This window comes from Geomicrobium sp. JCM 19039 (assembly GCF_000698145.1).
Lineage (GTDB): Bacteria > Bacillota > Bacilli > Bacillales > Marinococcaceae > Geomicrobium_A.
Map to the genome: position 1 here is coordinate 1 of NZ_BAXB01000032.1, position 22114 is coordinate 22114.

The following is a 22114-nucleotide window of genomic DNA, read 5'->3' on the forward strand; positions in this document are numbered from 1 at the left end:
AGTGGCACGGATGGTCACATAAATGAGCTCCCCCCAGCTCTCTGCGGCTCCCCCTACCCCGCCGCTACAGCCGAATATGCTCATAATGCGCACGGACGAACGCATAAATGCCGAAGGCGATGACACCGACGGCGACGATGCCGAGCCAGAAACCGCCGAACGGCTGGTCTTGTAAGGTGGCGAGGGCGTCATCGAAACCTTGGGCTTCATCGGGGTTAGAACGGATGGCGGTGATGGTGAAGAAGTAGCCGATAATGACGAAAATGATGCCGCGAGCACTGAAGCCGATTTTACCAGTGATGGCTGCGAAATGTTGTTCTTTTGGGGTCATTTCGTATACTTTAAAGCCGTCCATATGACGTTCTTTGAGCCCGGAATAGACTTGAAATAGGCCCGTGGCAATAATGATGAGGCCAATAATCACGACGACGATAGCGCCAAACGGCTGAGCGAGCAAGTATGATGACACGGTGGACTCGCTATATTCGCTATTTGTGTTTTGGCTCATCGTGATGCGGAAAGCTTGCACAGCGACAAATGTGTAAATGCCTGCGCTTAATAGGTGACTCCCACGCTGTACTAACCCACCTACAGCGGTTCCGTTACGGTCGATATCTTTAAACGTTTTTAAACACATGAGCATGATGAACCCAATGAGGCCAGTACCGATGGCAAAGAGTAGAAATTGACCAAATGGAAATTTTGCTAATGAATGCAAGGCGCCCGTTGTGTTTTCGGTGTCACCGCCGACGCCGGCGGCTGCCATGAAGGCAAGAATGCCAATAAGGATGAATACCGTTCCTTGACACATGTAACCTAACCGTGCGAAACGATCGACCCAGGAAATCATCTGCCTCACCTCTTGTACATATATATCAAAGAAATGAAAAAATAGAAGAGGGTTTAATGGAAAAAGACCACAATTCCAAAGGAATTATGGTCCCGGTTTATTCGCTTCGAAATGCTGCGCGTAAATAATACAGCTTCGTTATGATGTAATAGCCGTATTGGAGTGCGGCTCCTAGTGTGATGACGAGCAAGCTGTTCCAAAGCAATGCGGTTCCACCCATGCCTTCTAAGATGCTGTTTAACATGAGAAACGCAAACGAGGCGTGCAGCGTTCCGACGGCGTAGGGCACAAAGAACAAGAAACGGATTTTGGAACCAAGTATCTTGCCGGCTTCTTTACGAGTAATGCCCATTCGATGTAAAGAATGCAATTGTTTCTTCGTTTCGCCGAGTTCGGTAAATAGTTTCAAGTACAGCATACTGCCTTGCACGATAAAGAAGAGCAAGCTGACGAATAAGCCGATAAATAGTGTTAAGGAAAATGCTTGTTGCGTCGCTTGATAGTCTGGGGCAGCTGCTTGGATGAAATAGTGATTCACATCCGTGCTCCCGGCGTCACGAAGAGCGTTGCTCACGTCAATTTGATCTTGCCAATCTTCGAATTCATAGCCGTAGGCGTGCGCACGCTCAACCTCATCTGCTTCGTTCCATCGCTCATACACCGCGTCTGATACGACCGTTTGCACGAAACCGGCATCTACAGTAGCAACAATCGCCTGTGCTCCCCGATCGGTCACATCAAAAGATTCTCCGAATAGCTGAATCTCCTCGACCGTTTCTAGCGGATTCCCCGGCGTATTCTCAATTAACGGTGATGTGATAAACACTTCGTCTTCCGCGAGTGAAACAGCATCCTCACCCCGCTGTTCTGCGACCGTATTGTAATCACTTTCCTTGAGGATCACCGATGACGTTTCTGTATCCCCAACCGCAAACTGTGTAGTGAGCAGTTCCATATCGACCGTATATACGACGTCGGTTCCGTAATCAGAAATGATTTGTTCTGCTCGCTCTTGTTCAAGAATCGGTTCAGTATCATCGTCGAATTCCAGCCATGCAACGGACGTAGATAGTTGACCAACAGCAATTCGATTAAAGAAATCATACGTTAAATAGACCGTTCCCGATGCCGTTAACACGACAGCGATAATCGTTGACGTCAAAAACAACATGTTCGCATAATCCTTCAGACGAAATAAAATGTTCGTTCGCGTCACAAGGTTTGTGCCGTGGTATAGCGAAGGACGTTTGTATAACCGTTTATACACCGCCACAGTTCCTTGTCGGAACAACAAATACGAACCAAAAACGACAAAAAACAAAATGATCGGTATCAAAAACACAGCCGTCATAGCCGTCGCTGTCGCCGCAATCACGTATCCTGCTACGAGCGACAACACACCGAGAATCGAGAGAACGATCGACGATTTCGGCATCACCTTCGGCTTTTGAGCATCTCTTAACAAGTCTTGAACAGACAACTTCCGAATTCGCTGAAAAGATAGAAGTGTAAGAGTCTGGAACAGTATTAGGAAGCCTACGGCTGTCAATGCGTACGCCGATGGGACGAGTTGAAACTCAATCGGTACATCCATGTTCATCATCGAAGACATGAGCAATAGGAATAGATACGAAAATAACGTTCCAAGAGCAAGCCCTGCCCCGATGGCTAACACAGACGTGATCGTTTGCTCAATATAAATGAGCTTTCTAAGCTGAGATTTGCTCGTACCAAACAGTGATAACAGGCCAAACTCTTTTGAGCGCGTTTGTAAAAACGCCCGATTCGAGTAGGCGATAAAAAAGATGGAGAACAACACGATAATGACTTGTGCCATTATCATCCCGGTCCGAACGGCGTCAGCGCTACGAATGTCGCCACTCATCACATCCGGATGAAAGATGAATTGTGCATAAATAAAGAAGATCGATACGGCGAACACACAACTGAGGAAATACGCCGCGTACCGTTGGGCATTACCAGTAATGTTCCTACGAGCGAGAAGGCGAAGGGTCATGGAAGTCACCTCCAAGTACGGAGAGCGTATCCAAGATTTTTTGATAGAACGTTTGTTGACGTTCGCCTTTGCGAATTTCTGTGAAGAAATGCCCATCCTTAATAAATACGATGCGGTCACAATAGCTCGCAGCCGTTGCATCGTGGGTCACCATTAAGATTGTCGCCTCTTGTTTTTGATTCATCGTGGATAGCGTATCCATTACGTTTCTTGCCGCTTTAGAGTCGAGATTTCCCGTCGGTTCATCAGCAAGTACGAGCGTTGGCTCATGAATAACCGCACGAGCGCAAGCCGTTCGTTGCTGTTGTCCCCCTGAAATTTCAGTCACACGTTTATCGAGAATGTCGGTAATGCCAAGTTGTGAAGCGACATTCTCCAACCGGTCGGTCATCGTACGTTTGGAAACACGATCAAGTGCGAGGGGCAACAGTATGTTCTCGCGAACGGTAAGTGTATCCAAAAGGTTAAAGTCTTGGAACACAAATCCAAGTTGCTTTCGCCGAAAAATCGCCAGTTTGTTATCACTTAAATTCGTTGGATCTGTCCCACTAATCAACATCGTTCCGGCGGTTGGTTGATCGATGGTGGCAAGTAAGTTCAAAAGCGTCGTTTTTCCGCTACCTGAAGGGCCCATCACACCAACGAATTCACTCTTGTTCACCGTCAGGTCAAAATGGCTGAGCGCTCGATACGATAACCCTTCCTTTTTGGATAATACGTCTTTCCGAGTCCTTGCACTTGTAAAATCTGCATGCTAGCCTCTCCTTTAGCTGGGATCATATGTGTAGTATAGGAGAGGAGCACACCGCCTCCCATCGATTCTTCTTGCAACGTATCTTACAAACTTGTCACAATGTTCTTGTTTGGAACTCAAGACGCATCGTCGTCCCTTCCCCTTCCGTCGATTCGGCAGTAAGTGAGTGCCCGAGTTTGGAGGCGATCGTCCGTGCCAAATAGAGCCCCATACCTGTCGACTCCGACTTCTTTCGACCGTTGTCTCCCGTATAAAAAGGTTCAAAGATTCGTGGCGTGTCATGGGCGGGAATGCCAATCCCGTGATCTTCAACGAACAGCGTCGTATTTTCGCCCGTTCTGGATACGTGAAAGTGAATTTTGTTTCCTTCGTTTGCATGAGAGTACCGAAGCGCGTTGAGCAGTAGCTGATGTAAGATGACGCGCAGCCACTTTGAATCGCTGTACACCATCGGTTCATCAGCGGCGATCGTGACTTCAGGATAGAGTTTTTTACGAATAAATTGCCGTTTCTCTTCGTTGATCACATCACGCACAATAAGGTGCAAATCAACTTGCTCCGCATGCAGGTCGAGGGAAAAGTGATCAAGGCGAGCGAGGTGGAGCATCAGTTCCAGTCCGTGCCGGAACCGGTCGTTCTCATCGTGGATGTCATTTAATAATTCTTTCACTCTAGCATCGTTAAACTGATTTTTTCCTTCTTGCGTGAGCAATGAAATGACGCTCATCGGTGTTTTCATATGGTGTACCCACTGATTTATAAAGACGTCATGCTGCCGACGTTCGGCGTCATACGTCTCAATCTGCTGCTCGAAGTGATCCTCGGCACGCTGTATCAACGTGAGAAGGTGGGCCGTTTCATTATTAGGCGCTGGCGTGACAGAAAGCTTTCTCGCTTCATCTGAAATGTACGGTTGGTTTTTCATCTTCGCGATTCTTTTTAGCAGTGCCTTTCTTCTCATAAAATCAATGACCAATCCAATAAGCAAGAAAAAGGTCGTGAGGACGAGCAAGTAAATCATATTCGTTGCAACACTGTCGGCATCAGCAAAATGGATAGTGAGAACAGCGACGAGAATAATGAGGAAGCTGTTGCCGTAAAAGAGCAGGATCAAAGGGATGCGGTCATATAAATAATCTCGTATCATCTCACACCTCCGTTACCAGTTCACATTCAACCGGTAGCCTTGGCCACGTACCGTTTGAATGGCATCATGAATTCCGATCTCTTGCAACCGACGACGTACACGATTCACATTGACTGACAGTGTGTTGTCGTCCACAAAATCAACCTCATCCCAAAGTGCCTCAAGCAATCATCTCTGCTTACAATCCGATCATGTTGTTCAACCAACCGCGATAAAAGATAGAATTCTTTTTTCGACAATTCAATCCATTGACCATGGAAACTCACTTCGTTCTTTTCCATGAAAATCGTTAGACCTTGAAGTTCTTTCTTGTGCCCATCTTGAGGATGGGTCGCATATTCTCCGTAGGCGCGCCGCAAAGCACTTTTAATCTTCGCTGTCACTACATCCAAAGAAAAGGGTTTCGCAATGTAATCATCCCCACCGTTTTCAATGGCCATCACTTGGTTCATTTCATCGGTACGTGCGGAAATGAAAATTACCGGTACGTTTGATTGCGTGCGAATTTGCCTACACCAATGAAATCCATCAAAATATGGCAAATTAATATCCAATAGCACGAGGTCAGGGTCCAATCCCCCAAACTCTTGCTTGATGTTGTCCAGCTCTGTTGCCTGGTACACCGTATACCCATAGCGGCTCAAATGGTCATGCAAAATGCCAGCAATTTTCGCATCATCTTCGACTATGTAAATGGAATACATCGCCACGTCCCCCGTCGTCGTTTTTCTTGTATCGTACCAAATTGACGGGGGACGGGCAAAGGGGGCACCTAGGTTAATCAATAATTGATAACAAGTCTTCGTTTGCGGTTCGAAGTATTGGCGCAGCTTCTTGACTTAATGTGTAGCTAGATGCGGGTGTAGGGTGAAGAACGACGGTTTTTGAGACGATGTTGATTTCTTTCAATTCTTGGAGGCGAGTGGAAAGAATTCGCGGTGTTGCCGTATGAAGCAGTCCGCGAATTTCGTTAAAGCGAGAGCAATGATGATGGATGGCCATAAGAATGGGCCAATTCCATGCTTTTTGTGACAGTGAGCCAACGTTAAGCTGTTGCTCTGAGGCTGAGAGGATGTGTGCGGCTTCTTTTAAAAATCGCCCTTTATCCGTCAACGTGTATTCTGGGAACAACGGGTGATGGCGGTCTTCGGCTCGGATATGGTGCAAAACTCCTTCATTAATAAGTGACTGCAAATTGCTACTTAACCGAGATGGCGAGATTTGCAATCGTTTTTGTAAAGGTGAAAAGCGATCGCCTTCGGTACGAATGTGCAGGAGAATCGGGAGCGTCCAACGACCGGAAAGTTGTTTGGAAATTGTGACGATGCGGACTTCGGGTTTCATTCGGCTCCGTTTAATGTTTGTGACAATTCAAGGTCATGACCGTCAGGATCTTTAAACGTAGCAAGTTTAACTAACCCAGGGATTGTTGTCACGTCACTCGTGAAAGAAATGCCGGTCTCTTTGAGCTTGAGGACTGTTTCTTCAATGTTCGTTACTTCAAAAACCGCAGAAGCTTTTGACGGAATCACGTCGGTGGCTTCTGAAAAGCCAATAAAGCAGTCGGGTGTATTCGTATGAACACTCGCCATACCGTTGTCAGCATCATGAAAATCTAATTTAAAACCTAGACTTTCTGTATAAAACTTGAGTGTTTGTTCCACATTTGTGACGTTATACCAAATTGTAAAGCCAGAAGTAAACATTCGTATCCCTCCATGAGAACGATTTAATATCGAAAGTATATCTAGTATATTTTCGGAAGTCAACAATATTCAGAAAATTAATTTCCGCATATGTACTAGGTCATTGGTAAAGTCACCTTCTATCGTTCTGAGTAAGATATACAGAACACGCAGGAGGTGAATGAGATGGAAAACAATTTTAATTCTCGTCATTTTAGACATTGTGAGAATGGAATCGAAATTAATAACAACCTCATTAATGGGCCGGGCGTTGTTGGTTCAGGAATCATTCCAACGTCCCCAACCGTTCCGACAACACCGACCGTACCAACCATACCTGGGGACATTAGCTTTGGTGTATTTAATACGACAACAGCAACGGTAGCGGCAGGTGGAGATGTACCACTCGATACAAATACAACACTTATTGGAACAGCGATTAGCCATACGCCTGGGGATGCGGCGATCGTTCTTAACGAGCCTGGCACGTATTCGGTCACGTATACTGCAGTTGCAACAGGTCTCACTGTCGGTGACGCAGTTGGCCTACAGATTCTCCAAGATGCTGCTGTAGTTCCTGGAAGCACGACAGCTGGAACAAGTCCAGCAACATTAACGGGTTCGGCTACTGTTACAGTGACGACAGTGCCATCAACGATTGTGCTTAATAGCGTTAATGCTGCGACGTTAACTGACGTTACTGTAAACGTATCAAAAACAGCATAATGAGAGAGGAAGCTGGCACTTTGGGTGTCAGCTTTTTTTGCTTGTGTACGTGGCGGAATAAAAACTTCACTGGATAAACTGGCTTGCAACTGATGAAAATAATAGGTAAGGTACCGTGCTAGCTATATAGAGTGAACTTAACATTTTCTTGACACTCCAGAGCAGAAGGGCGACATCGGTGGCGAAACATCTTCACCGTGTTTTCTTTGCATTCCTCGCCGCTTCGGTGTGTGGAAAGAAGCCCAAATGCCCCATATATTCATTTTTGTGACACTTGAGAAAGAAAAATCATGATTTTAAACGTGAATGCGCACATAAACGGAGTCAACGGTCACAAATCGCGATCTATGTGACCGTTGAGGGCCGAAAGTGCCCGGTTTAAGGGCTAGATTGTCACATACGTGACAGGTCAACACACGCTTGCGACAGGTGGTGACCATCGGTCACGTCTTTTTACCTTTCGGCAAACGTTTTCCGTGTTGCCCCGCAACCCGTGCAGTGACGAACAACGATCGGTAACGAAGTGAGATGCACTTGAACAGACAATAGGAAGGCGTTTGCATGTAAAGACCGATCTCGGTCATACGGTTCAGTGCATGTTTTTCGTTCAACGTAGATAGATCACATTAGAACGCCGCAGTTCACCTCATACTGGGCGATCTATGGACGTTCGTTTCTATACCGAACATCGAGATTGTTTATTCATATAAACCTCTAGAGCTAGCAACCATCGGCACCCTAGGTGCCGAAGATACACTGAAAGGACCTCGGCATGACTCATGCCGAGGTCTCATTAGTCTTTGTGACAGAAAAGGGTCACAGAATTTTTTGCGCCGAGCGAATGGTACGGAGGGTTAGCTGCAGTTACATCCTGAAGAAACAATGATTATCTTTAGTGAAACATAAATAGATCGAAAAATCCCAGTATATACCAATTTGATTCGTGCGCAGAAACCGAACGAACCTTTGCCACACCTTGAGGTTCTCATGTTTAAGCCGTCCCCGTAGAGAGTCCTATGAGGGGATTAGTGCCAAATTTTTAATTGAATACGCAAAAATCCCTCATACATCGGGTATCCAGTAGTAAACAGCGACTGTGATGACAATGGATGCAATCGCTATGTGAAACATAGTATCCTTTTTTTAATGACAAATGTAACTACTCAATGTATGTCAATCCCATCATAATACAGATAATAACGAATGGATGGTGATTTGGATGACGATCGCGTCGATGAAAGGAATTGTAAAACGGTACAAAAATCAAATCGTACTTGATTATATTGATCTGGAAATCCATGAAGGTGAGATTGTCGGGCTTCTCGGTCCGAACGGTGCAGGTAAAACAACGCTCATTCACGGGCTGATGGGCATTATTCCTATTGACCAAGGAACGATTCATCTTTTTGGAGAAGGAGGTAAAGTTTTTCATAATAAAAATAAGGAGAAGATGGGGCTTGTCACCCAGGATCTAACGGTGTTTCATGAACTTACAGCGAAAGAAAATCTCGAATTTTTCGCCGGGGTGTATGGACTTAAAGGAGAAGATAAGAAAAAGAGGGTGCAAGAGGCGTTAGCGTTTGTCGGACTCTCTTCAAAGGCGAAGCAGTCACCCAATAAATTCTCTGGGGGCATGATGCGAAGGTTAAATATTGCTTGTGCCCTAACTCATCGCCCGAAATTTCTCGTCATGGATGAGCCAACGGTAGGGATTGATCCTCAGTCGAGAAATCACATTCTGGAGGCTGTGAAGAAGTTGAGAGATCAAGGTACGACAATTCTGTATACAACACATTACATGGAAGAAGTGCAGGCCATTGCTAGTCGAGTTGTCATTATGGACCAAGGTCAAATTATAACAGCAGGCTCAGTGGAAGAGCTAACTAAAAATATTCAGCATGAAGAAAAAATCCTCATTGATGTAAATGACGTAACAAATGTCCCGATTCCACGCCTTGAAAAACTTGATGGAGTAAAACGCATTCATATGCAAGGCTCTACGATTCAAATTATATCTAGCGTTGGTGCTGGCAATCTGGATCGTGTGCTTTCCATTGTGAAAGAAACGACCGGAGTGGTCGGTATCCAAACGGAAAAGCCGAATCTTGAAGATGTGTTTCTCACACTTACTGGGAAACAGCTCAGAGACGGGGAGGATGAGCGGGAATGAGAGAGCTTGTTACGATTCGATTTATTGGACTGCGAATGAGCCGTGATTGGCTTACGATGCTACTATTGCTCGTCATACCGATTGTGCTCGTCACAGTGTTTTCGATCGTACTTGGAGATGCACCTGGAAGTGATACGTTGTTGAGAAATGAGACGGTTGTTTTGCTCGTACTCGCTTTTCAGTTATTTGGCGGAGCAGTAACGATGAACTACGTGCATGGTGATCTCTTCTCAGAGTACAAATATCGACTACGTTCGTTACCGATGAATACAACGCTTTACGCCTTCACGATTATGTTAGCCGGCATCCTCTATTCAATCGTTCTAGGTGCCATCCTCATTGGGTACACGACCTTTATTTGGGACGTGAACTGGGGGAATTTTGCATGGTCAATGCTAGTCATTACACTCATGTCCGCGTTATCAAGTATTCTTTGTCTCGTGTTCACCTTCTCGGTGCGTAACTTTAAAATTGCTGAACGAATAAGTGAGATTTACGGTGTAGGGCTCATTTTACTAGCCGGCATGTTCTTCCCGATGCCAGACAATTCGCTCATTCATGGGTTTAATGAATACGTGAATCCGATTACGCTTGCCTATTCTTCCATTGATAATATGCGGAGTGGTTTAACGACGGAAGCGATCGTAGATTCAGGCCTTCTCTTTGGAATTATTGTACTTGTCTCAATTGCACTATTCCTGATTGGTCGGAGGCGAATGCCATGACAATTTTTACCTTCGCGCTTAAACGCACGTTAAGAGATCGAACGAACATTCTATTTTTGACACTGTTTCCCGTAGCTGCGATCTTTCTGCCCGACCAACAATATTGGCCATTGCTTCCACTTGGTTATCAGTACTTTGGGGTGTTGATGTTATTTGTGAGCATTCGTCTTACGGGCATTATGCTTGACGATCGGCAAAAAGGAGTCGTCAAAAGGCTTGCCGCTGCACCAGTTTCTCACTTTCAATACTTATGGCAAAACTTACTTGCATTTGCCATCATTATGTTCGTGCAAAACGCTATCTTCATTTATGGGGGATCCTTTATGGACATGAGCTCCACGATCCATGGCATTTGCTCCTGTTGTATACGGTGTTTACGTTCACATCGGTTAGCATTAGCCTCGCTTGGAACTCGTTTTATCGAAGCAAAGAATCGTCATTTCTTGTGTTTATGTCCGTCATTACGCTAATGGCAATATTGGGAGGCGTAATTTTTCCTGTAGAAATGTTACCCGACACCTTCCAAAAAGTAGCTGTAATCTTCCCGACATATTGGTTTGTAGAAGGCATTGAGTGGATTGTATTAGGGGAGAATACAGTGGATCTTCTTCTCATCTACAGCGTCTTAATGCTCTATGGGATGTTCTTTTTGATCATCGGCAGTGTTCGAAAAATTGGTTAGGCTTAACCCCGCAGCTATTGAGCTGGGGGGTTAGACTGGTTATAGTATTCAGCAAAGGGGTGATGCGAATGGTCAATGTTTGGCGCTTTATGAATATCTTTTTCTTAATTGCGTTATGGATTGGGCAAGGTGTTGATTTAAGTGGCTTTCTGTTCGTACTCATCTTTGCCGTTCTGATCAGCCTACGTTGGCGAATTGAACTGCCTGATTGGACAATCATGATTGACCTTTTACTATGTGTGGTGTTTATTCCTTTTTGGGATAGCAGTGCATACGGTCTTTTACTGCCCGCATTTGAAATGATGAGGCGGAAAAAAATATCGATATGTGATAATTGTTATGTTCATTTTAGTCGTCTATCAATTGGACTCTTTATTCTTATTATGGTTTCTGTTCCAAGCAGGTCTTTTTGGAGTGTGGACTGGTGAAGCGGATGTACAGCGTGCGGAATCGTTAAAAGAAGCAGATCAGGAGCGAAAAGCTCGTTATGAGTTAGAGGCAGTAAAAGAAGAATTGTTAAAGGCGAGTCGTGATGCCGCACACCTTGCAGAAGTGACGGAGAGAAATCGTATTGCCAGGGATCTACATGACCATGTCGGTCATGACTTAACGGGAGCCAACCTGGCGTTACAGGCATATGAGCAACTTGAAGGGCAACAAGCGAAAGACATGTTAAACGAAGTGAGGCAGAGGGTTGAAAGAAGCACAGTAATGCTAAGAGACACCGTTCACGACATGACCCCGGTGACAAGAATAGGTGCCGATCGTTTAGAACAAATTACGGCAGAGTATCCTCGTATTCCGGTTTCGTTCCAAAAGACTGGCAACACAGAACAAGTGCCGATTCATTTTTGGAGTTTGCTTGAACCGTGTTTAAAAGAAGCGCTCACCAACGTGTCTCGCCATAGTGATGCGACACGTGTTAATGTTCAGCTCGATGTGACGGAGCGTTTCGTAAGGTTAAGTATTCAAGATGATGGTCGTGGTACAGAGCCAGCGGCTGAAGGAAGTGGGATCCGTAATTTGAAGTTGCGCGCACGTTCTTTTGGAGGTAGCGTATCCGTAAATGTGACTGATGGATACTTGATCGTTTGTATCTTGCCGTTAGAGGAGGATAAACTGTGAAGCTCTTGCTCGTTGATGATGATCCGCTCGTTCGACAAAGCTTGCAACTCTTGCTAAGTAAAGAGTCTGATATTGAGGTTGTGAGTGTTGCTGCTGATGGGGAGGAAGCGATCGCTCATTGTAGGGTGGACGTGCCCGATGTGATTCTCATGGATATTCGTATGCCGAATATGGATGGAATTACATGCACAGAACACGTGAAATTGTTATGGTCCAATGTGCGAATTATGATGCTTACTACGTTTAAAGATGAACAGAACATTCGCCTTGCTCTAAACGCTGGCGCGGTTGGTTATATTTTAAAATCAACACCCGTCGATCAGATGGCTCAACAAGTCCGTGCGGTTGCCGCTGGTAGTTCGGTGTTAGACAACGATGTACTTAGAGAGATTATCGGGCCTAAACGAGCAGTTGGCGAATCGTTTACTCAACTCACAGTGCGGGAAAACGAGATTGTCCAGGCGATTGCCCAAGGATTATCCAATCAAGAGATTGCTGAATCTTTGTACTTAAGCGTTGGAACAGTGAGAAATACACTTTCCGTCATTTTAGATAAAATGGAGCTAAGAGATCGAACGCAGCTCGCCATTCATTATTGGAAGCTCCGGAGGCAGGGGTGAAGGTGGGCGCGCCTTACGCTCGCATTATGAGGTTTTCATGTTTAAGCCGTCCCACTCTACTTTCAATTTTCTTGCCAAAAATTCTCCCTCAATGTTTTCACTTTTTAGGTGTCTACTTTGGAGGGAGAATTTCAGAGTCTTACGTGGCGATTTCGATAGTAAGAATGAATAATTAACATGAAAATCCCTACATGAAAGGAATGAATCCCCCCGTAGAGTCTTTTTACGTTGGGATCCATGCCAGATTTAAACGTAAATGCACAAAAATCCCCTCATACAACAAAAACGAGACCCGAACGGGTCTCGTTTTTCTGTTTTATAATCCGAATACAACAGGCATCCAGTAGTAGACAGCGAGTGTGATGATGACGATGGATGCAAGGTTAAGCCAAACACCGGCTTTAGCCATATCGCCAATTTCGAGATAACCGGCACTGAATACGGCTGTGTTCGGTGGTGTTGCAACGGGCAGCATGTAACAAGACCCAGCCGAAAGTGCAGCGGCAGCCATAAGTGGCAATGGATCGATGCCGAGTGCGAGTCCCATCCCGAGTGTAAGTGGCAGAACAAGGTTGGCAACGGCAGTGTTGGATAAGATTTCTGTAATCGCAAGTACGATGACGACTAAGAGCAAGATGATAAAGAATACTTCAAGCCCTTGAAGCATGCCGAGCAAGTCTCCGATATGTTCGTTTAGTCCAGACGAACTAAACCCGGCGGCGATCGCCATACCCCCACCGAAGAGGATAAGTACGCCCCAAGGGAGGCGGGTCATATCTTGCCATTCAAGAATACGTTCGCCTTTTTTGTTACTTGGAATAAAGAACAATAGCAAAGCTCCAAACACAGCGACGGATCCGTATGAATGAAATCAAGGTCTTCAATAAACGGTAATGTTACCCATAGAAGAACGGTTAGACCGAAGGCAATGGATACCATAAACTCGTTGTAATTAAATTTGCCAAGTTTTTTCTTTTCTTCTTTAATAAAATCGATGTTTCCTGTGTTGCCTTCTTCATCATTTTTCGTAATTTTAAAGGCGATTCTCGTAAGGTAAAAGTAGAGAATGACAAGCATGAGAAGGGCAACAGGCCCTGCGAACATGAACCATTCAACAAAGGTAACGGTTCGACCTAATTGTTCATAGGCAATTCCGGCAAGAACAGCATTTGGAACGGCTGCGACGATTGTTGCTAGACCACCAATGGTCGCGGCATAAGCGACGGAGAGCAAGATGCTTTTTGAAAATGATCGCAAGTTATCTCCGCTTAAGATTTGCTTGTCCTTCACTTCTTTAATGAGGGCAACCGCAACGGGAAGCATCATGAGAGCAGTGGCCGCGTTCGATACAAACATTGAAATGGCAGCTGTCGAGATAATAATACCGAGAATGATTCGTTGGCTTTGTGAACCGATCATTCCGATAATACCCAGTGCAATACGGCGGTGCAAATTCCACTTTTCAATGGCGATGGCAATAACGAAACCACCGGCGTACATGAAAATAACCGGGTTAGCGTAAGCGGAAGCAATCGTTCCCATTTCTGCTCCTTGAAGGACAGGGATAAGCACAATCGGCACGAGGGAAGCAGCTGCCATCGGGATGGCTTCTGTAATCCAGAATGTCGCGACGAGCATCGTGACCGCAAGAACGACGCGGGGCTCATGGCCCATTATGCTATCAGGAATAAGGAAATATGTAAGTAAGAATAAAGCTGGACCTAAAAATAAGCCAATCCTATTTCGCTTAGAATAGCTGGAGGATGGTGGGTTTGTTGTCTCGTTCATAGAGCACCTCTTTCTTCGATTCAAACGATCGGTTCATGTTACAATGTTGGTAGTTCATGTTCACTGAAAACGTTTTCATTGAATAGTAAATCTTCAAGCATGAGAAGATCATAATGTATTGTTTTAAAGAAATCAACATCTTTTTAGTGGAATTTTTAATTGTGATAAATACTAACAGAGGAGGCCTGTCATGCAAGCGGATCTCAAAACCCAAGGTGAAGCTGAAGAAGTATTGAAAGAACATCAACAATTTTTCTACTCGGGTGCAACGAAAAGTATAGATTTTCGATTAGAACAGCTAAAGAAATTAAAGAAAATCATTCAAAATCAAGAAGAAGAAATCTATGAAGCGCTACAACTTGACCTTGGCAAAAACCAGTTTGAAACGTACTCGACAGAGATTGGCATCGTCCTTACAGATATTGAAGAAGCCATTCAGCAACTGCCGAAATGGGCAAAGCCTGAAAAAGTAAGAACACCGGCGTTTATGCAGCCGTCCAAAAACTACGTCGTGCACGAACCGTACGGAACTGTGCTTATTATTGGCCCCTTTAATTACCCGTTTCAATTGTTAATTGAGCCGTTAATTGGTGCAATTGCGTCAGGAAACTGTGCGGTGTTGAAGACGTCTGAGCATACGCCGGCAACGAGTCGACTCGTAAAAAGCATGGTGGAAAAGATTTTCTACAAAGAGTACATCCGCGTGATTGAAGGTGGCGTTGAGACGAATGCTTCTCTTATCCATGCCCCATTCGACTATATTTTTTTCACAGGCAGTACAGCTGTCGGCAAAATTGTTATGGAAGCGGCGGCGAAAAACCTCACCCCCGTTACGTTGGAGCTCGGTGGAAAAAGCCCAGCGGTCGTCCACCGAGATGCGAATTTGAAGCGAGCGGCAGAACGAATTGTGTGGGGGAAGCTGCTAAACAACGGTCAAACGTGTATTGCGCCTGATTATGTGCTCGTTCATGAGGATGTAAAAGAAAAGCTGGTTTTGCTTATGAAGAAGCGAATTGAAGCTTTTTATGGGACCGATATTCAGCATAATGCCGATTATGGCCGGATTGTGAATGACGGTCATTTTGACCGACTTGCTTCGCTCATTCATGAGGACGCAGACCATATTATCTACGGAGGTACAACTGAGCGAGGGGATCGTTATATCGAGCCGACGTTGCTTGACTTGCCATCACGGAAAGGCGCAAAGTCGATGGAAGATGAAATTTTTGGTCCGATCTTGCCGATTCTCACGTATCAAGACTTAGATGTTGAACTTCGAGAGTTTCAACAGTTGCCAAAGCCGCTTGCTTTTTATTTCTTCTCCGAAGATGACGGTCTTCAAGATGATGTGATGGCGCGGGCGTCATTTGGGGGTGGTTGTGTGAACGATACGATCATGCATGTCGCAAATCCGCATTTGCCGTTCGGTGGTGTCGGTGATTCGGGTATGGGTAATTATCACGGGGTGTATAGTTTTGAGACGTTTAGCCATAAGAAAAGCATTTCGAAGCGAAGTTCAAAAGTGAAAGTGTCGTTTATGTACCCACCGTACAAAAACAAGCTCGGTCTGATTAAGAAGTTCCTGAAATAAGGAGGCGAACAGATGGGCAATACGTATTTGATAACGGGTTATCCTGGATTTATTGCGAGCAGAATTGTAAAAGAGATCATTCGTACGGAGCACGTGGACCATCTCTATTTACTCGTGCTTCCTGATATGAAGGAACGGGCAAAAGCGGCTGCCGAGTCGCTTTTGCTCTTTGAAAACCAAGTGACGATCGTTGAAGGAGATATTACGAAACGAGACTTCGAATGGACACGGGAGCTTTCGCATAATTTAAAACGTTCGGTTACGCATGTGTTCCACCTTGCTGCCATCTACGACTTGGCTGTGAAAAAGAAACAAGCTGAAGCCGTGAATGTGGATGGAACTCGTAACGTTAATCGTTGGACAGAAGATGTTAAGCAGCTGAAACGGTATGTGTATTTTAGCACTGCCTACGTTTCAGGCGACCGGAGAGGTACGATTTTAGAGAGGGAACTCGTTCGAGGTCAATCCTTCAAAAATCATTATGAAAAAACGAAATACGACGCTGAAGTCCTTGTGGAAGAAGTGAGCAAAACGATTCCTGCAACAATCATACGGCCTGGTATCGTGCGTGGTGATTCTGTGACCGGAGAGACGGCAAAGTTCGACGGTGTGTATTTTTATTTGAACATTTTGGAGCGTTTCCGGCAGCTTCGTTTGCCACGTGTACCTCTCGTTGCAAGTAGCGAAGCGAAAGGGAATTTTGTGCCGGTTGACTACGTCGTCCGAGCGGCCGTGTATTTAGGGCATAAGGATGTTGGAACAGGCAAAACGTATCATCTTACCGACCCGAATCCGTTTAGTATGCGCGAAGTATTTCACATGCTTTCTGAAGCTTATTTAGGCAAGGCGCCAAAAGCGGGAATCGCTTCAAAGCTAGCTGGCAACCGTTTATCTAAACCGTTAGAGAAGTATTTTCGAGTGGAAAAAGAAGCACTTGCTTATGCGGCGGTCGACGCCAATTACGATACCGAGCAAGCGGAGCGTGATTTACAGGGCAGTGGAATTGTATGCACTCCATTTAATGAGACGGTCGGTGCGTTGGTTCACTATTATCACGAGCATAAAAACGATCGAGACAAGCATATTCAACGATAACGGGGGGAGACGATGAAGCGAAATAGGCTACGATTCATTCTCCCACTCGTGGTGGTGCTAGCATTGATTTTTGTTAGCTCTACGATGTCTTATGAGACGCAAGATATTCGGCCTTTACTTGCCAGCCTTCCTGGTCTAGGGTTGTTCAGTCAAACGTTTGGGTGGGTGTCGTTTACATATGGAGCAAGTGTGATTAGCATTGAAGCGTTAGGCGCGGCAGGGTTTATTGAATTTTTTGTCCGCAAAGGGACGCACGTTGTGGTCTTTGCCGTGCTCGCGTTTCTCGTCTACCGACTTTTTAAAGGGATCGGTTGGACAACAATGAAAAGTACTTCAATTACGATGCTCATCGGTGTTGGCGTTGCAACGTTTGATGAAACGAGACAAGCCTTTCATCCAGACCGAAGTGGGATGTGGCAAGATGTACTTCTAGATACAATCGGGGTCGTTATTGGTCTCGTGATTGCCATACAGTTTTATCGAAAAAGAGGGGGAAAACGATGAACTTGGGGCATTTTCAACAATATGTACGAGATTTTTGTAAAGAAAAGGGATTCGAAGATGTGACGGATGAACAGCGCTACCTCTATTTGATGAGTGAAGTGGGGGAAGTGAGTGATGCGCTTCTAAAACTTCAGTTCGCCGGTGAAGACAAAAAAACAGACATTCGTGAGAATCTAGGTCACGAGTTATTTGATGTGATCTGGAATGCTGTTGAGATTGCCAATCGTCATGACATTGATTTAACGAAATCGTTTGAAGAAAAAATGAAAATCAATCATGGGCGGGAATGGTAACGTCCAAGTATGGAGGTCACGGGTGGAAAAGCTTGTTGGAGACGTTGTGCAATATATGAATAAGAGGGAGGGTCGGTCAGTCATCGGTATTTCCGGTCACGGTGCTTCTGGCAAGACGACATTTGCCGAGCAACTCGTGGAGAGACTTGGCACGAGCGTGGACTATCTTAATACCGATCCGTATATCATCAGTTCAGCCGTCCGCAAATATGCAACCATTGCGTATGAGTATAAGGACGCGCAACATCAGTTTAAAATGACGGCGTGTCACCCGGATGCCCACCACACGTTGGCATTAGAGCGAGACGTTGTCCAGATTCGAGAAGGCATTCCCTTTAAAACGTTGGACACTCATTACATGCCGAGCACGCTCATCACATCAGAGGCAAACGTAAGCATCGTTGAAGGCATGAGTGTCGCGTTTACAAATCTGGATCTTTACGACATCCTCATCTATTTTTATACAGACGAAGCGACAGAGCTCGCGAGAAGAGGCGTTCGTGACGTCTCCGAACGAGGCAGCACCTATGAGTTTTTGGATCAATCCCATCATCAACGGCGCATTCAGTACGAATTGTTTATGCACCCGTACCGTGAGCATTTCGATATCGTAGTAAGGAATTCGGATGAGGACTGGGTCGTAGAGAAACATGACGTTAGGTAATAGAATTCCTCTTTGATTGGAGAATGTGATCCGGGCAGCTCTTGGTGTAAAGAGCCAGTAAGCTGTCGGCGCGAGCCGCGCCGAACCGAGTCCGATTTGGCTTCGGCCCCGCTGGGGCCGACGTGTCGTTGGCACTTCATCCTGGAATCTACGCGCAAGTTGGAACAAACTGCGCAGGAGTTTGGCGAAATCGGCGCTAAAATCAGTGAAAAGCGCAAACTTGCGCGCAGATGGGGGAAACTCGCGCACAAAATGACTCACCTAGCACAGCGCTACCCTTCCAACCCCACCCCCAACAGCGCAAATGTGGAAAATGTTACGTTCATACTATATAAATAATTTCCATCATTCCCCGGTCTTTAGCTCATTTTAAAGCAAGCCGTCCTTCATCATGCCAGCAAGCGGTGTATCTAGCTTTCCGCTAATCTTTCGTGCGGAGGCGGCAAGTTGGTCGGCGTGTTTTTGACCGTTTCTCATCGCTTCTTTTTCATCGACGGTTTGCACGACCCGGTCTTCAACAACCACGTTGCCATCAATCATCACAAATTCGACTTCTTGCCCGCTTGCCGAGAACACGAGGTTCGGCACGATGTTACGAATAGGGCCGTTGATGCGTGGAAAGAGTGCGGGAGAGTGGAGGTCGAGCATAATCAGGTCCGCTTTTTTCCCCGGCGTTAAGGATCCGATTTCATTGTCCATACCGATGGCCTTTGCTGCGTTAATCGTCGTTGCTTTTACCATTTGCCAAGCTGGAAATAATGTTGGGTCTTGGTATTTGCATTTATTTAAGATTGATGTGAATTTCATCTCGTTAAACATGTTGTTGCAATTGTTTCCTGGGGCTTGATCAGAGCCAAGGGCGAAGCGGTCGCTCGTCTCTAAGAATTCTTTCGCTGGCGGAACAATCCCATCAATAATGCCGATGCTACCTGAGCAAAGGATCATTGCTGCACCAGAGGAGGCGACGGTTTTCGTTTCTTTTGCGGTTGCTTCAGTTAAGTGTACAGCCATTAAACGCTCGTTTAAAAACCCATGTTCTTCTAAGTATGGAATGCTTCGTTTTCCGTAACGCAAAAGCATCTGATCGATTTCACGATCGCCTTGTGCAACGTGCATGTGAAGCCCCGTATTATATTTTTCTGCTAGCGATTGAATGTCGAGTAGCAGTTCTAGCGACATCATATCCGGGCCTTGCGGACCAAAAAGGCACGTAATTCTCCCGTTTTCTGTTTCGTGGTATTGTTCAAACAACTCTACGTTGGACTGTCGCTTACGCTCACCAACGGCAGGGTCAAATGCATACAATTCGCCGACTTCGCGCTCCTCACTCTTAGACTCTGTCATTTCATTAATCATGTCACACACGCGAGCGCGCGTACCGAGTTGAACATGGTTTTTGACAATATCTGTCATGCCTCCATCATAGTCGCAAATCGTCGTTGTTCCTGCTTTCACCGCTTCAATAAGGTTCACGAGTGAACCAGCGGTGCGTTGTTCGCCAGTGAGAAATTGCATAAACGGCCAAAGCCCTTTTTCCATCCAATGGTGGGTGTCTTGAGCAACACCGCGAAGGATGCCAAGCCCACTATGCATATGAGCGTCAATAAGCCCTGGCATTATCACCTTATTGTGCGCAGAGATCACACGATGTGCGGTATATGATTTTTTTACTTCAGCGGTTTCACCTACTGCGACAATTTTATCTTCTTTTACACAAACTGCCCCGTCAGCAATGATGCCTAAACCTGTACCTTCCATCGTAATCACCAGCGCGTGTTCAAATAAATAATCTCCAGTCATCAACGTGATTCACTCCTTTTTAATTCATTATAACGTAAAAATATGTCAGAAAAGAGGGTTAATTCTAACAGTGCTTATGGAACGTATGCTAGACTCTATAAAAAGAGGAGGCGGTTGGTATCGCACTGGAAATGGTTGTTCTGAACGAAACGGATGCACAAGTTGCCGAAGAGGGTGGCGCATCGCGGTTGGCACTAGCGACGTCGATGAATGAAGGCGGTAGAACCCCTGATATTGGAGTTATCGAAAGCGTTATAAACACGGTGGGTGTGCCAGTAAGGGTAATGATTCGTCCGAGCGGAGGTTCGTTTACATATTGTGATAAGGAACAAGTGAAGATCGCACAGACGGTCAAAGAAATTGCTGAGCTTGGTGGTGTAGATGGTATCGTCGTTGGTGCGCTAACCTCAAGTGGTCATGTAGATCGGGCATTTCTAGAGAAGATCATCCCCGTAACGAAGGGGATGAAACTAACATTTAATCGCGCGATCGATAATACGGTAGACATCCACGAAGCGTACGATACAATTTGTGACTATAAAGAATTTGTCACCCATGTGCTCACATCTGGAGGTAGACCGAAAGCTGAAGACGCACTGCTCGTCTTACGGGAGATGATGGCTCAGTCATGGGAGCGAAGAGGGCCGGTCATTATGCCTTGTTCAGGCATTACTGGTGATAACTTAGCGTACATTCATCAATTTCTCTATGCGAAATACTATCAGATTGGTACCGCAGCAAGGGTGGATCGTTCGTTCAACCAACCGCTTGAACTAGAACAGGTGCAACAGCTTAGCGCGTTATGCGAATAATGGAGTAAAGGATCGATCAATATGCCAACACTGTATATCATGAGACACGGGGAGACGGTATGGAACCGTGAGCACAGAATGCAAGGATGGTCGGACTCGGAACTTACGACTAACGGCGTGGAAAGTGCAAAGCGTATGCAAGGGCAATTAGCTCGTTTAAGTCTGGATGCGATTTACTCTAGCCCAAGCCTGAGAACGCGTACAACCGCTCAAATTGTTAGAGGCGACCACCTTGCCCCAGTTCAGTATGATGAACGTCTAAAAGAAATGAACATGGGTGAGTGGGAAGGGCAAACTCATGCAGAAATTAATGAGAAGTACCCGGAACAATCATTTGCATTTTGGAATACCCCTCATACGTTTACACCTGTTCATGGTGAACATTTTGCAGACGTAAGAACGAGAGTGGCGTTAATTTTGGAAGCAATTAAACACGTTTCAGAAAACATTCTTATTGTTACGCATGCGATTGTCATAAAAACTTTACTGCAAATGGCGAAAGGGAATTCGCTAGAACAGTTTTGGGATCCTCCATTTATCCATCACTCAACGATAACTCGCTTTGAGTTGAACGAGCAGTTGGGGTACATAGGTGTGGTGAACAATGATTAGAAAAGCAGTGGGTGCAATTATTTATCAACAGGACAACTATTTGCTCGTTTATAAATCAAACATCAATACAACGCTCGGCAAACAAACAATTGCTTCAACGTGGGATTTTGTGAAAGGCGGCGTGGAGGCGTGGGATGCTGACCTTGAGAGCGCCTTATTACGGGAACTAAAAGAAGAGACTGGTTCTACAAAATACCGAATCCATAAACAATTTGAGCGGCTACTCAGTTTTGAATTTGAAAAGTCAATTCAGGAAAAGATTGGCTTTGAGAAACAAGAAACGACGATGTTTCTTGTCGAGTTTTTAGGAAAGATTTCTCAACTCCAACCTGTTGATCAAGAGATTACGCGAGTGCGCTTTGTGAAGAAACATACACTTGTCGGGACGCTTTCCCATGCCGATACGAAATCTTACGTTTCTGATTTGTGTAGTGAATTGTAAAAGCCATCAAAA

Annotated in this window: 24 protein-coding genes and 2 pseudogenes; 16 read left to right on the plus strand and 10 right to left on the minus strand. The window is 45.4% G+C overall.

From position 1 onward, the window contains the following. Positions 1–64: 64 nt before the first annotated feature. The 7 genes and pseudogenes from JCM19039_RS19320 to JCM19039_RS19350 form a co-directional block, all read right to left on the minus strand. Positions 65–850, minus strand: a complete 786-nt coding sequence (locus JCM19039_RS19320; protein WP_042430361.1) for a DUF1206 domain-containing protein — start codon at positions 848–850, stop codon at positions 65–67. A 97-nt stretch (positions 851–947) separates the two neighbouring features. Further along, entirely contained in the window at positions 948–2867 is a 1920-nt protein-coding gene (locus tag JCM19039_RS19325; RefSeq protein WP_042430364.1) for an FtsX-like permease family protein, read from the minus strand. Next, a pseudogene (locus JCM19039_RS19330) lies at positions 2842–3620 on the minus strand (ABC transporter ATP-binding protein). Before JCM19039_RS19330 ends, JCM19039_RS19325 begins: the two are co-directional and overlap by 26 nt. Positions 3621–3715: 95 nt before the next feature. Continuing rightward, a complete protein-coding gene (locus tag JCM19039_RS19335) occupies positions 3716–4768 on the minus strand; it encodes a HAMP domain-containing sensor histidine kinase (RefSeq protein ID WP_042430366.1) in 1053 nt (350 codons plus the stop codon). A 12-nt stretch (positions 4769–4780) separates the two neighbouring features. After that, positions 4781–5472: pseudogene (locus JCM19039_RS19340) on the minus strand (response regulator). 73 nt (positions 5473–5545) lie between these two features. Then, positions 5546–6112 (minus strand): helix-turn-helix domain-containing protein, encoded by a 567-nt coding sequence (locus tag JCM19039_RS19345; protein WP_042430367.1) that lies wholly within the window; start codon positions 6110–6112, stop codon positions 5546–5548. After that, positions 6109–6474 (minus strand): VOC family protein, encoded by a 366-nt coding sequence (locus tag JCM19039_RS19350; RefSeq protein WP_042430368.1) that lies wholly within the window; start codon positions 6472–6474, stop codon positions 6109–6111. Before JCM19039_RS19350 ends, JCM19039_RS19345 begins: the two co-directional genes overlap by 4 nt. A gap of 165 nt (positions 6475–6639) precedes the next feature. Between JCM19039_RS19350 and JCM19039_RS22635 the strand changes: the two genes are divergently transcribed. The 8 genes from JCM19039_RS22635 (at position 6640) to JCM19039_RS19380 (ending at position 12501) form a co-directional block, all read left to right on the plus strand. Beyond that, positions 6640–7179, plus strand: a complete 540-nt coding sequence (locus JCM19039_RS22635) for a hypothetical protein (RefSeq protein ID WP_052398964.1) — start codon at positions 6640–6642, stop codon at positions 7177–7179. Positions 7180–8398: 1219 nt separating this feature from the next. After that, a complete protein-coding gene (locus JCM19039_RS19360; protein ID WP_042430371.1) occupies positions 8399–9349 on the plus strand; it encodes an ABC transporter ATP-binding protein in 951 nt (316 codons plus the stop codon). Beyond that, the gene (locus JCM19039_RS19365; RefSeq protein ID WP_042430374.1) at positions 9346–10074 is read left to right on the plus strand and encodes an ABC transporter permease; all 729 of its coding nucleotides are present in this window, start codon (positions 9346–9348) and stop codon (positions 10072–10074) included. The genes JCM19039_RS19360 and JCM19039_RS19365 overlap by 4 nt, the downstream gene beginning before the upstream one ends. After that, positions 10071–10544 (plus strand): hypothetical protein, encoded by a 474-nt coding sequence (locus JCM19039_RS19370; protein ID WP_238545158.1) that lies wholly within the window; start codon positions 10071–10073, stop codon positions 10542–10544. The genes JCM19039_RS19365 and JCM19039_RS19370 overlap by 4 nt, the downstream gene beginning before the upstream one ends. Next, positions 10445–10756 (plus strand): ABC transporter permease, encoded by a 312-nt coding sequence (locus JCM19039_RS26010; RefSeq protein WP_238545157.1) that lies wholly within the window; start codon positions 10445–10447, stop codon positions 10754–10756. The genes JCM19039_RS19370 and JCM19039_RS26010 overlap by 100 nt, the downstream gene beginning before the upstream one ends. A 68-nt stretch (positions 10757–10824) precedes the next feature. Next, a complete protein-coding gene (locus tag JCM19039_RS24020) occupies positions 10825–11184 on the plus strand; it encodes a hypothetical protein (RefSeq protein ID WP_052398965.1) in 360 nt (119 codons plus the stop codon). Then, positions 11171–11881 (plus strand): sensor histidine kinase, encoded by a 711-nt coding sequence (locus JCM19039_RS19375; protein ID WP_052398966.1) that lies wholly within the window; start codon positions 11171–11173, stop codon positions 11879–11881. The genes JCM19039_RS24020 and JCM19039_RS19375 overlap by 14 nt, the downstream gene beginning before the upstream one ends. Then, positions 11878–12501 (plus strand): response regulator transcription factor, encoded by a 624-nt coding sequence (locus tag JCM19039_RS19380; protein WP_042430377.1) that lies wholly within the window; start codon positions 11878–11880, stop codon positions 12499–12501. Before JCM19039_RS19375 ends, JCM19039_RS19380 begins: the two co-directional genes overlap by 4 nt. Before the next feature lie 316 nt (positions 12502–12817). Here JCM19039_RS19380 and JCM19039_RS27570 read toward each other — a convergent pair whose 3' ends face one another. Both JCM19039_RS27570 and JCM19039_RS19385 read right to left on the minus strand, forming a co-directional pair. Beyond that, a complete protein-coding gene (locus tag JCM19039_RS27570) occupies positions 12818–13330 on the minus strand; it encodes an SLC13 family permease (protein WP_307190309.1) in 513 nt (170 codons plus the stop codon). Further along, entirely contained in the window at positions 13273–14289 is a 1017-nt protein-coding gene (locus JCM19039_RS19385; RefSeq protein WP_307190310.1) for an SLC13 family permease, read from the minus strand. Before JCM19039_RS19385 ends, JCM19039_RS27570 begins: the two co-directional genes overlap by 58 nt. A gap of 190 nt (positions 14290–14479) precedes the next feature. On the opposite strand from JCM19039_RS19385, the gene JCM19039_RS19390 reads away from it, so the two are divergent. Genes JCM19039_RS19390 through JCM19039_RS19410 form a run of 5 tightly spaced genes read left to right on the plus strand, consistent with a single transcriptional unit; the run spans position 14480 to position 18436 of the window. Beyond that, on the plus strand, positions 14480–15880 hold the full coding sequence (locus JCM19039_RS19390; RefSeq protein ID WP_042430379.1) for an aldehyde dehydrogenase: 1401 nt from the start codon (positions 14480–14482) through the stop codon (positions 15878–15880). 12 nt (positions 15881–15892) lie between these two features. After that, the gene (locus tag JCM19039_RS19395; protein WP_042430381.1) at positions 15893–16975 is read left to right on the plus strand and encodes an SDR family oxidoreductase; all 1083 of its coding nucleotides are present in this window, start codon (positions 15893–15895) and stop codon (positions 16973–16975) included. 12 nt (positions 16976–16987) lie between these two features. After that, positions 16988–17479, plus strand: a complete 492-nt coding sequence (locus tag JCM19039_RS19400; protein WP_042430384.1) for a VanZ family protein — start codon at positions 16988–16990, stop codon at positions 17477–17479. Beyond that, positions 17476–17772, plus strand: a complete 297-nt coding sequence (locus tag JCM19039_RS19405) for a MazG nucleotide pyrophosphohydrolase domain-containing protein (RefSeq protein ID WP_042430386.1) — start codon at positions 17476–17478, stop codon at positions 17770–17772. The genes JCM19039_RS19400 and JCM19039_RS19405 overlap by 4 nt, the downstream gene beginning before the upstream one ends. 22 nt (positions 17773–17794) lie before the next feature. Then, on the plus strand, positions 17795–18436 hold the full coding sequence (locus tag JCM19039_RS19410) for a uridine kinase (RefSeq protein ID WP_042430389.1): 642 nt from the start codon (positions 17795–17797) through the stop codon (positions 18434–18436). Positions 18437–18805: 369 nt separating this feature from the next. On the opposite strand, the gene JCM19039_RS19415 is transcribed toward JCM19039_RS19410, so the two are convergent. Beyond that, positions 18806–20236: an amidohydrolase family protein gene (locus JCM19039_RS19415; protein ID WP_042430430.1), complete on the minus strand. Its 1431-nt coding sequence runs from the start codon at positions 20234–20236 to the stop codon at positions 18806–18808. Between the two features lie 131 nt (positions 20237–20367). Between JCM19039_RS19415 and JCM19039_RS19420 the strand changes: the two genes are divergently transcribed. From JCM19039_RS19420 to JCM19039_RS19430, 3 genes are read left to right on the plus strand one after another with little or no spacing between them, the layout of a single operon-like run. Beyond that, complete coding sequence (locus JCM19039_RS19420) at positions 20368–21048, plus strand: copper homeostasis protein CutC (protein WP_052398967.1); 681 nt, start codon at positions 20368–20370, stop codon at positions 21046–21048. A gap of 21 nt (positions 21049–21069) precedes the next feature. Continuing rightward, entirely contained in the window at positions 21070–21660 is a 591-nt protein-coding gene (locus JCM19039_RS19425; protein WP_042430395.1) for a histidine phosphatase family protein, read from the plus strand. Continuing rightward, positions 21653–22102, plus strand: a complete 450-nt coding sequence (locus JCM19039_RS19430; protein WP_042430398.1) for an NUDIX domain-containing protein — start codon at positions 21653–21655, stop codon at positions 22100–22102. The genes JCM19039_RS19425 and JCM19039_RS19430 overlap by 8 nt, the downstream gene beginning before the upstream one ends. The last annotated feature ends 12 nt before the right edge of the window (positions 22103–22114 follow it).

Excerpts from the sequence above, each read along its gene's own strand:
- JCM19039_RS19320 (WP_042430361.1), bottom strand. The coding sequence starts at position 850 with ATGATTTCCTGGGTCGATCGTTTCGCACGGTTAGGTTACATGTGTCAA.
- JCM19039_RS19325 (WP_042430364.1), bottom strand. The coding sequence starts at position 2,867 with ATGACCCTTCGCCTTCTCGCTCGTAGGAACATTACTGGTAATGCCCAA.
- JCM19039_RS19335 (WP_042430366.1), bottom strand. The coding sequence starts at position 4,768 with ATGATACGAGATTATTTATATGACCGCATCCCTTTGATCCTGCTCTTT.
- JCM19039_RS19345 (WP_042430367.1), bottom strand. The coding sequence starts at position 6,112 with ATGAAACCCGAAGTCCGCATCGTCACAATTTCCAAACAACTTTCCGGT.
- JCM19039_RS19350 (WP_042430368.1), bottom strand. The coding sequence starts at position 6,474 with ATGTTTACTTCTGGCTTTACAATTTGGTATAACGTCACAAATGTGGAA.
- JCM19039_RS22635 (WP_052398964.1), top strand. The coding sequence starts at position 6,640 with ATGGAAAACAATTTTAATTCTCGTCATTTTAGACATTGTGAGAATGGA.
- JCM19039_RS19360 (WP_042430371.1), top strand. The coding sequence starts at position 8,399 with ATGACGATCGCGTCGATGAAAGGAATTGTAAAACGGTACAAAAATCAA.
- JCM19039_RS19365 (WP_042430374.1), top strand. The coding sequence starts at position 9,346 with ATGAGAGAGCTTGTTACGATTCGATTTATTGGACTGCGAATGAGCCGT.
- JCM19039_RS19370 (WP_238545158.1), top strand. The coding sequence starts at position 10,071 with ATGACAATTTTTACCTTCGCGCTTAAACGCACGTTAAGAGATCGAACG.
- JCM19039_RS24020 (WP_052398965.1), top strand. The coding sequence starts at position 10,825 with ATGGTCAATGTTTGGCGCTTTATGAATATCTTTTTCTTAATTGCGTTA.
- JCM19039_RS19385 (WP_307190310.1), bottom strand. The coding sequence starts at position 14,289 with ATGAACGAGACAACAAACCCACCATCCTCCAGCTATTCTAAGCGAAAT.
- JCM19039_RS19390 (WP_042430379.1), top strand. The coding sequence starts at position 14,480 with ATGCAAGCGGATCTCAAAACCCAAGGTGAAGCTGAAGAAGTATTGAAA.
- JCM19039_RS19395 (WP_042430381.1), top strand. The coding sequence starts at position 15,893 with ATGGGCAATACGTATTTGATAACGGGTTATCCTGGATTTATTGCGAGC.
- JCM19039_RS19400 (WP_042430384.1), top strand. The coding sequence starts at position 16,988 with ATGAAGCGAAATAGGCTACGATTCATTCTCCCACTCGTGGTGGTGCTA.
- JCM19039_RS19405 (WP_042430386.1), top strand. The coding sequence starts at position 17,476 with ATGAACTTGGGGCATTTTCAACAATATGTACGAGATTTTTGTAAAGAA.
- JCM19039_RS19415 (WP_042430430.1), bottom strand. The coding sequence starts at position 20,236 with ATGACTGGAGATTATTTATTTGAACACGCGCTGGTGATTACGATGGAA.
- JCM19039_RS19420 (WP_052398967.1), top strand. The coding sequence starts at position 20,368 with ATGGTTGTTCTGAACGAAACGGATGCACAAGTTGCCGAAGAGGGTGGC.
- JCM19039_RS19425 (WP_042430395.1), top strand. The coding sequence starts at position 21,070 with ATGCCAACACTGTATATCATGAGACACGGGGAGACGGTATGGAACCGT.
- JCM19039_RS19430 (WP_042430398.1), top strand. The coding sequence starts at position 21,653 with ATGATTAGAAAAGCAGTGGGTGCAATTATTTATCAACAGGACAACTAT.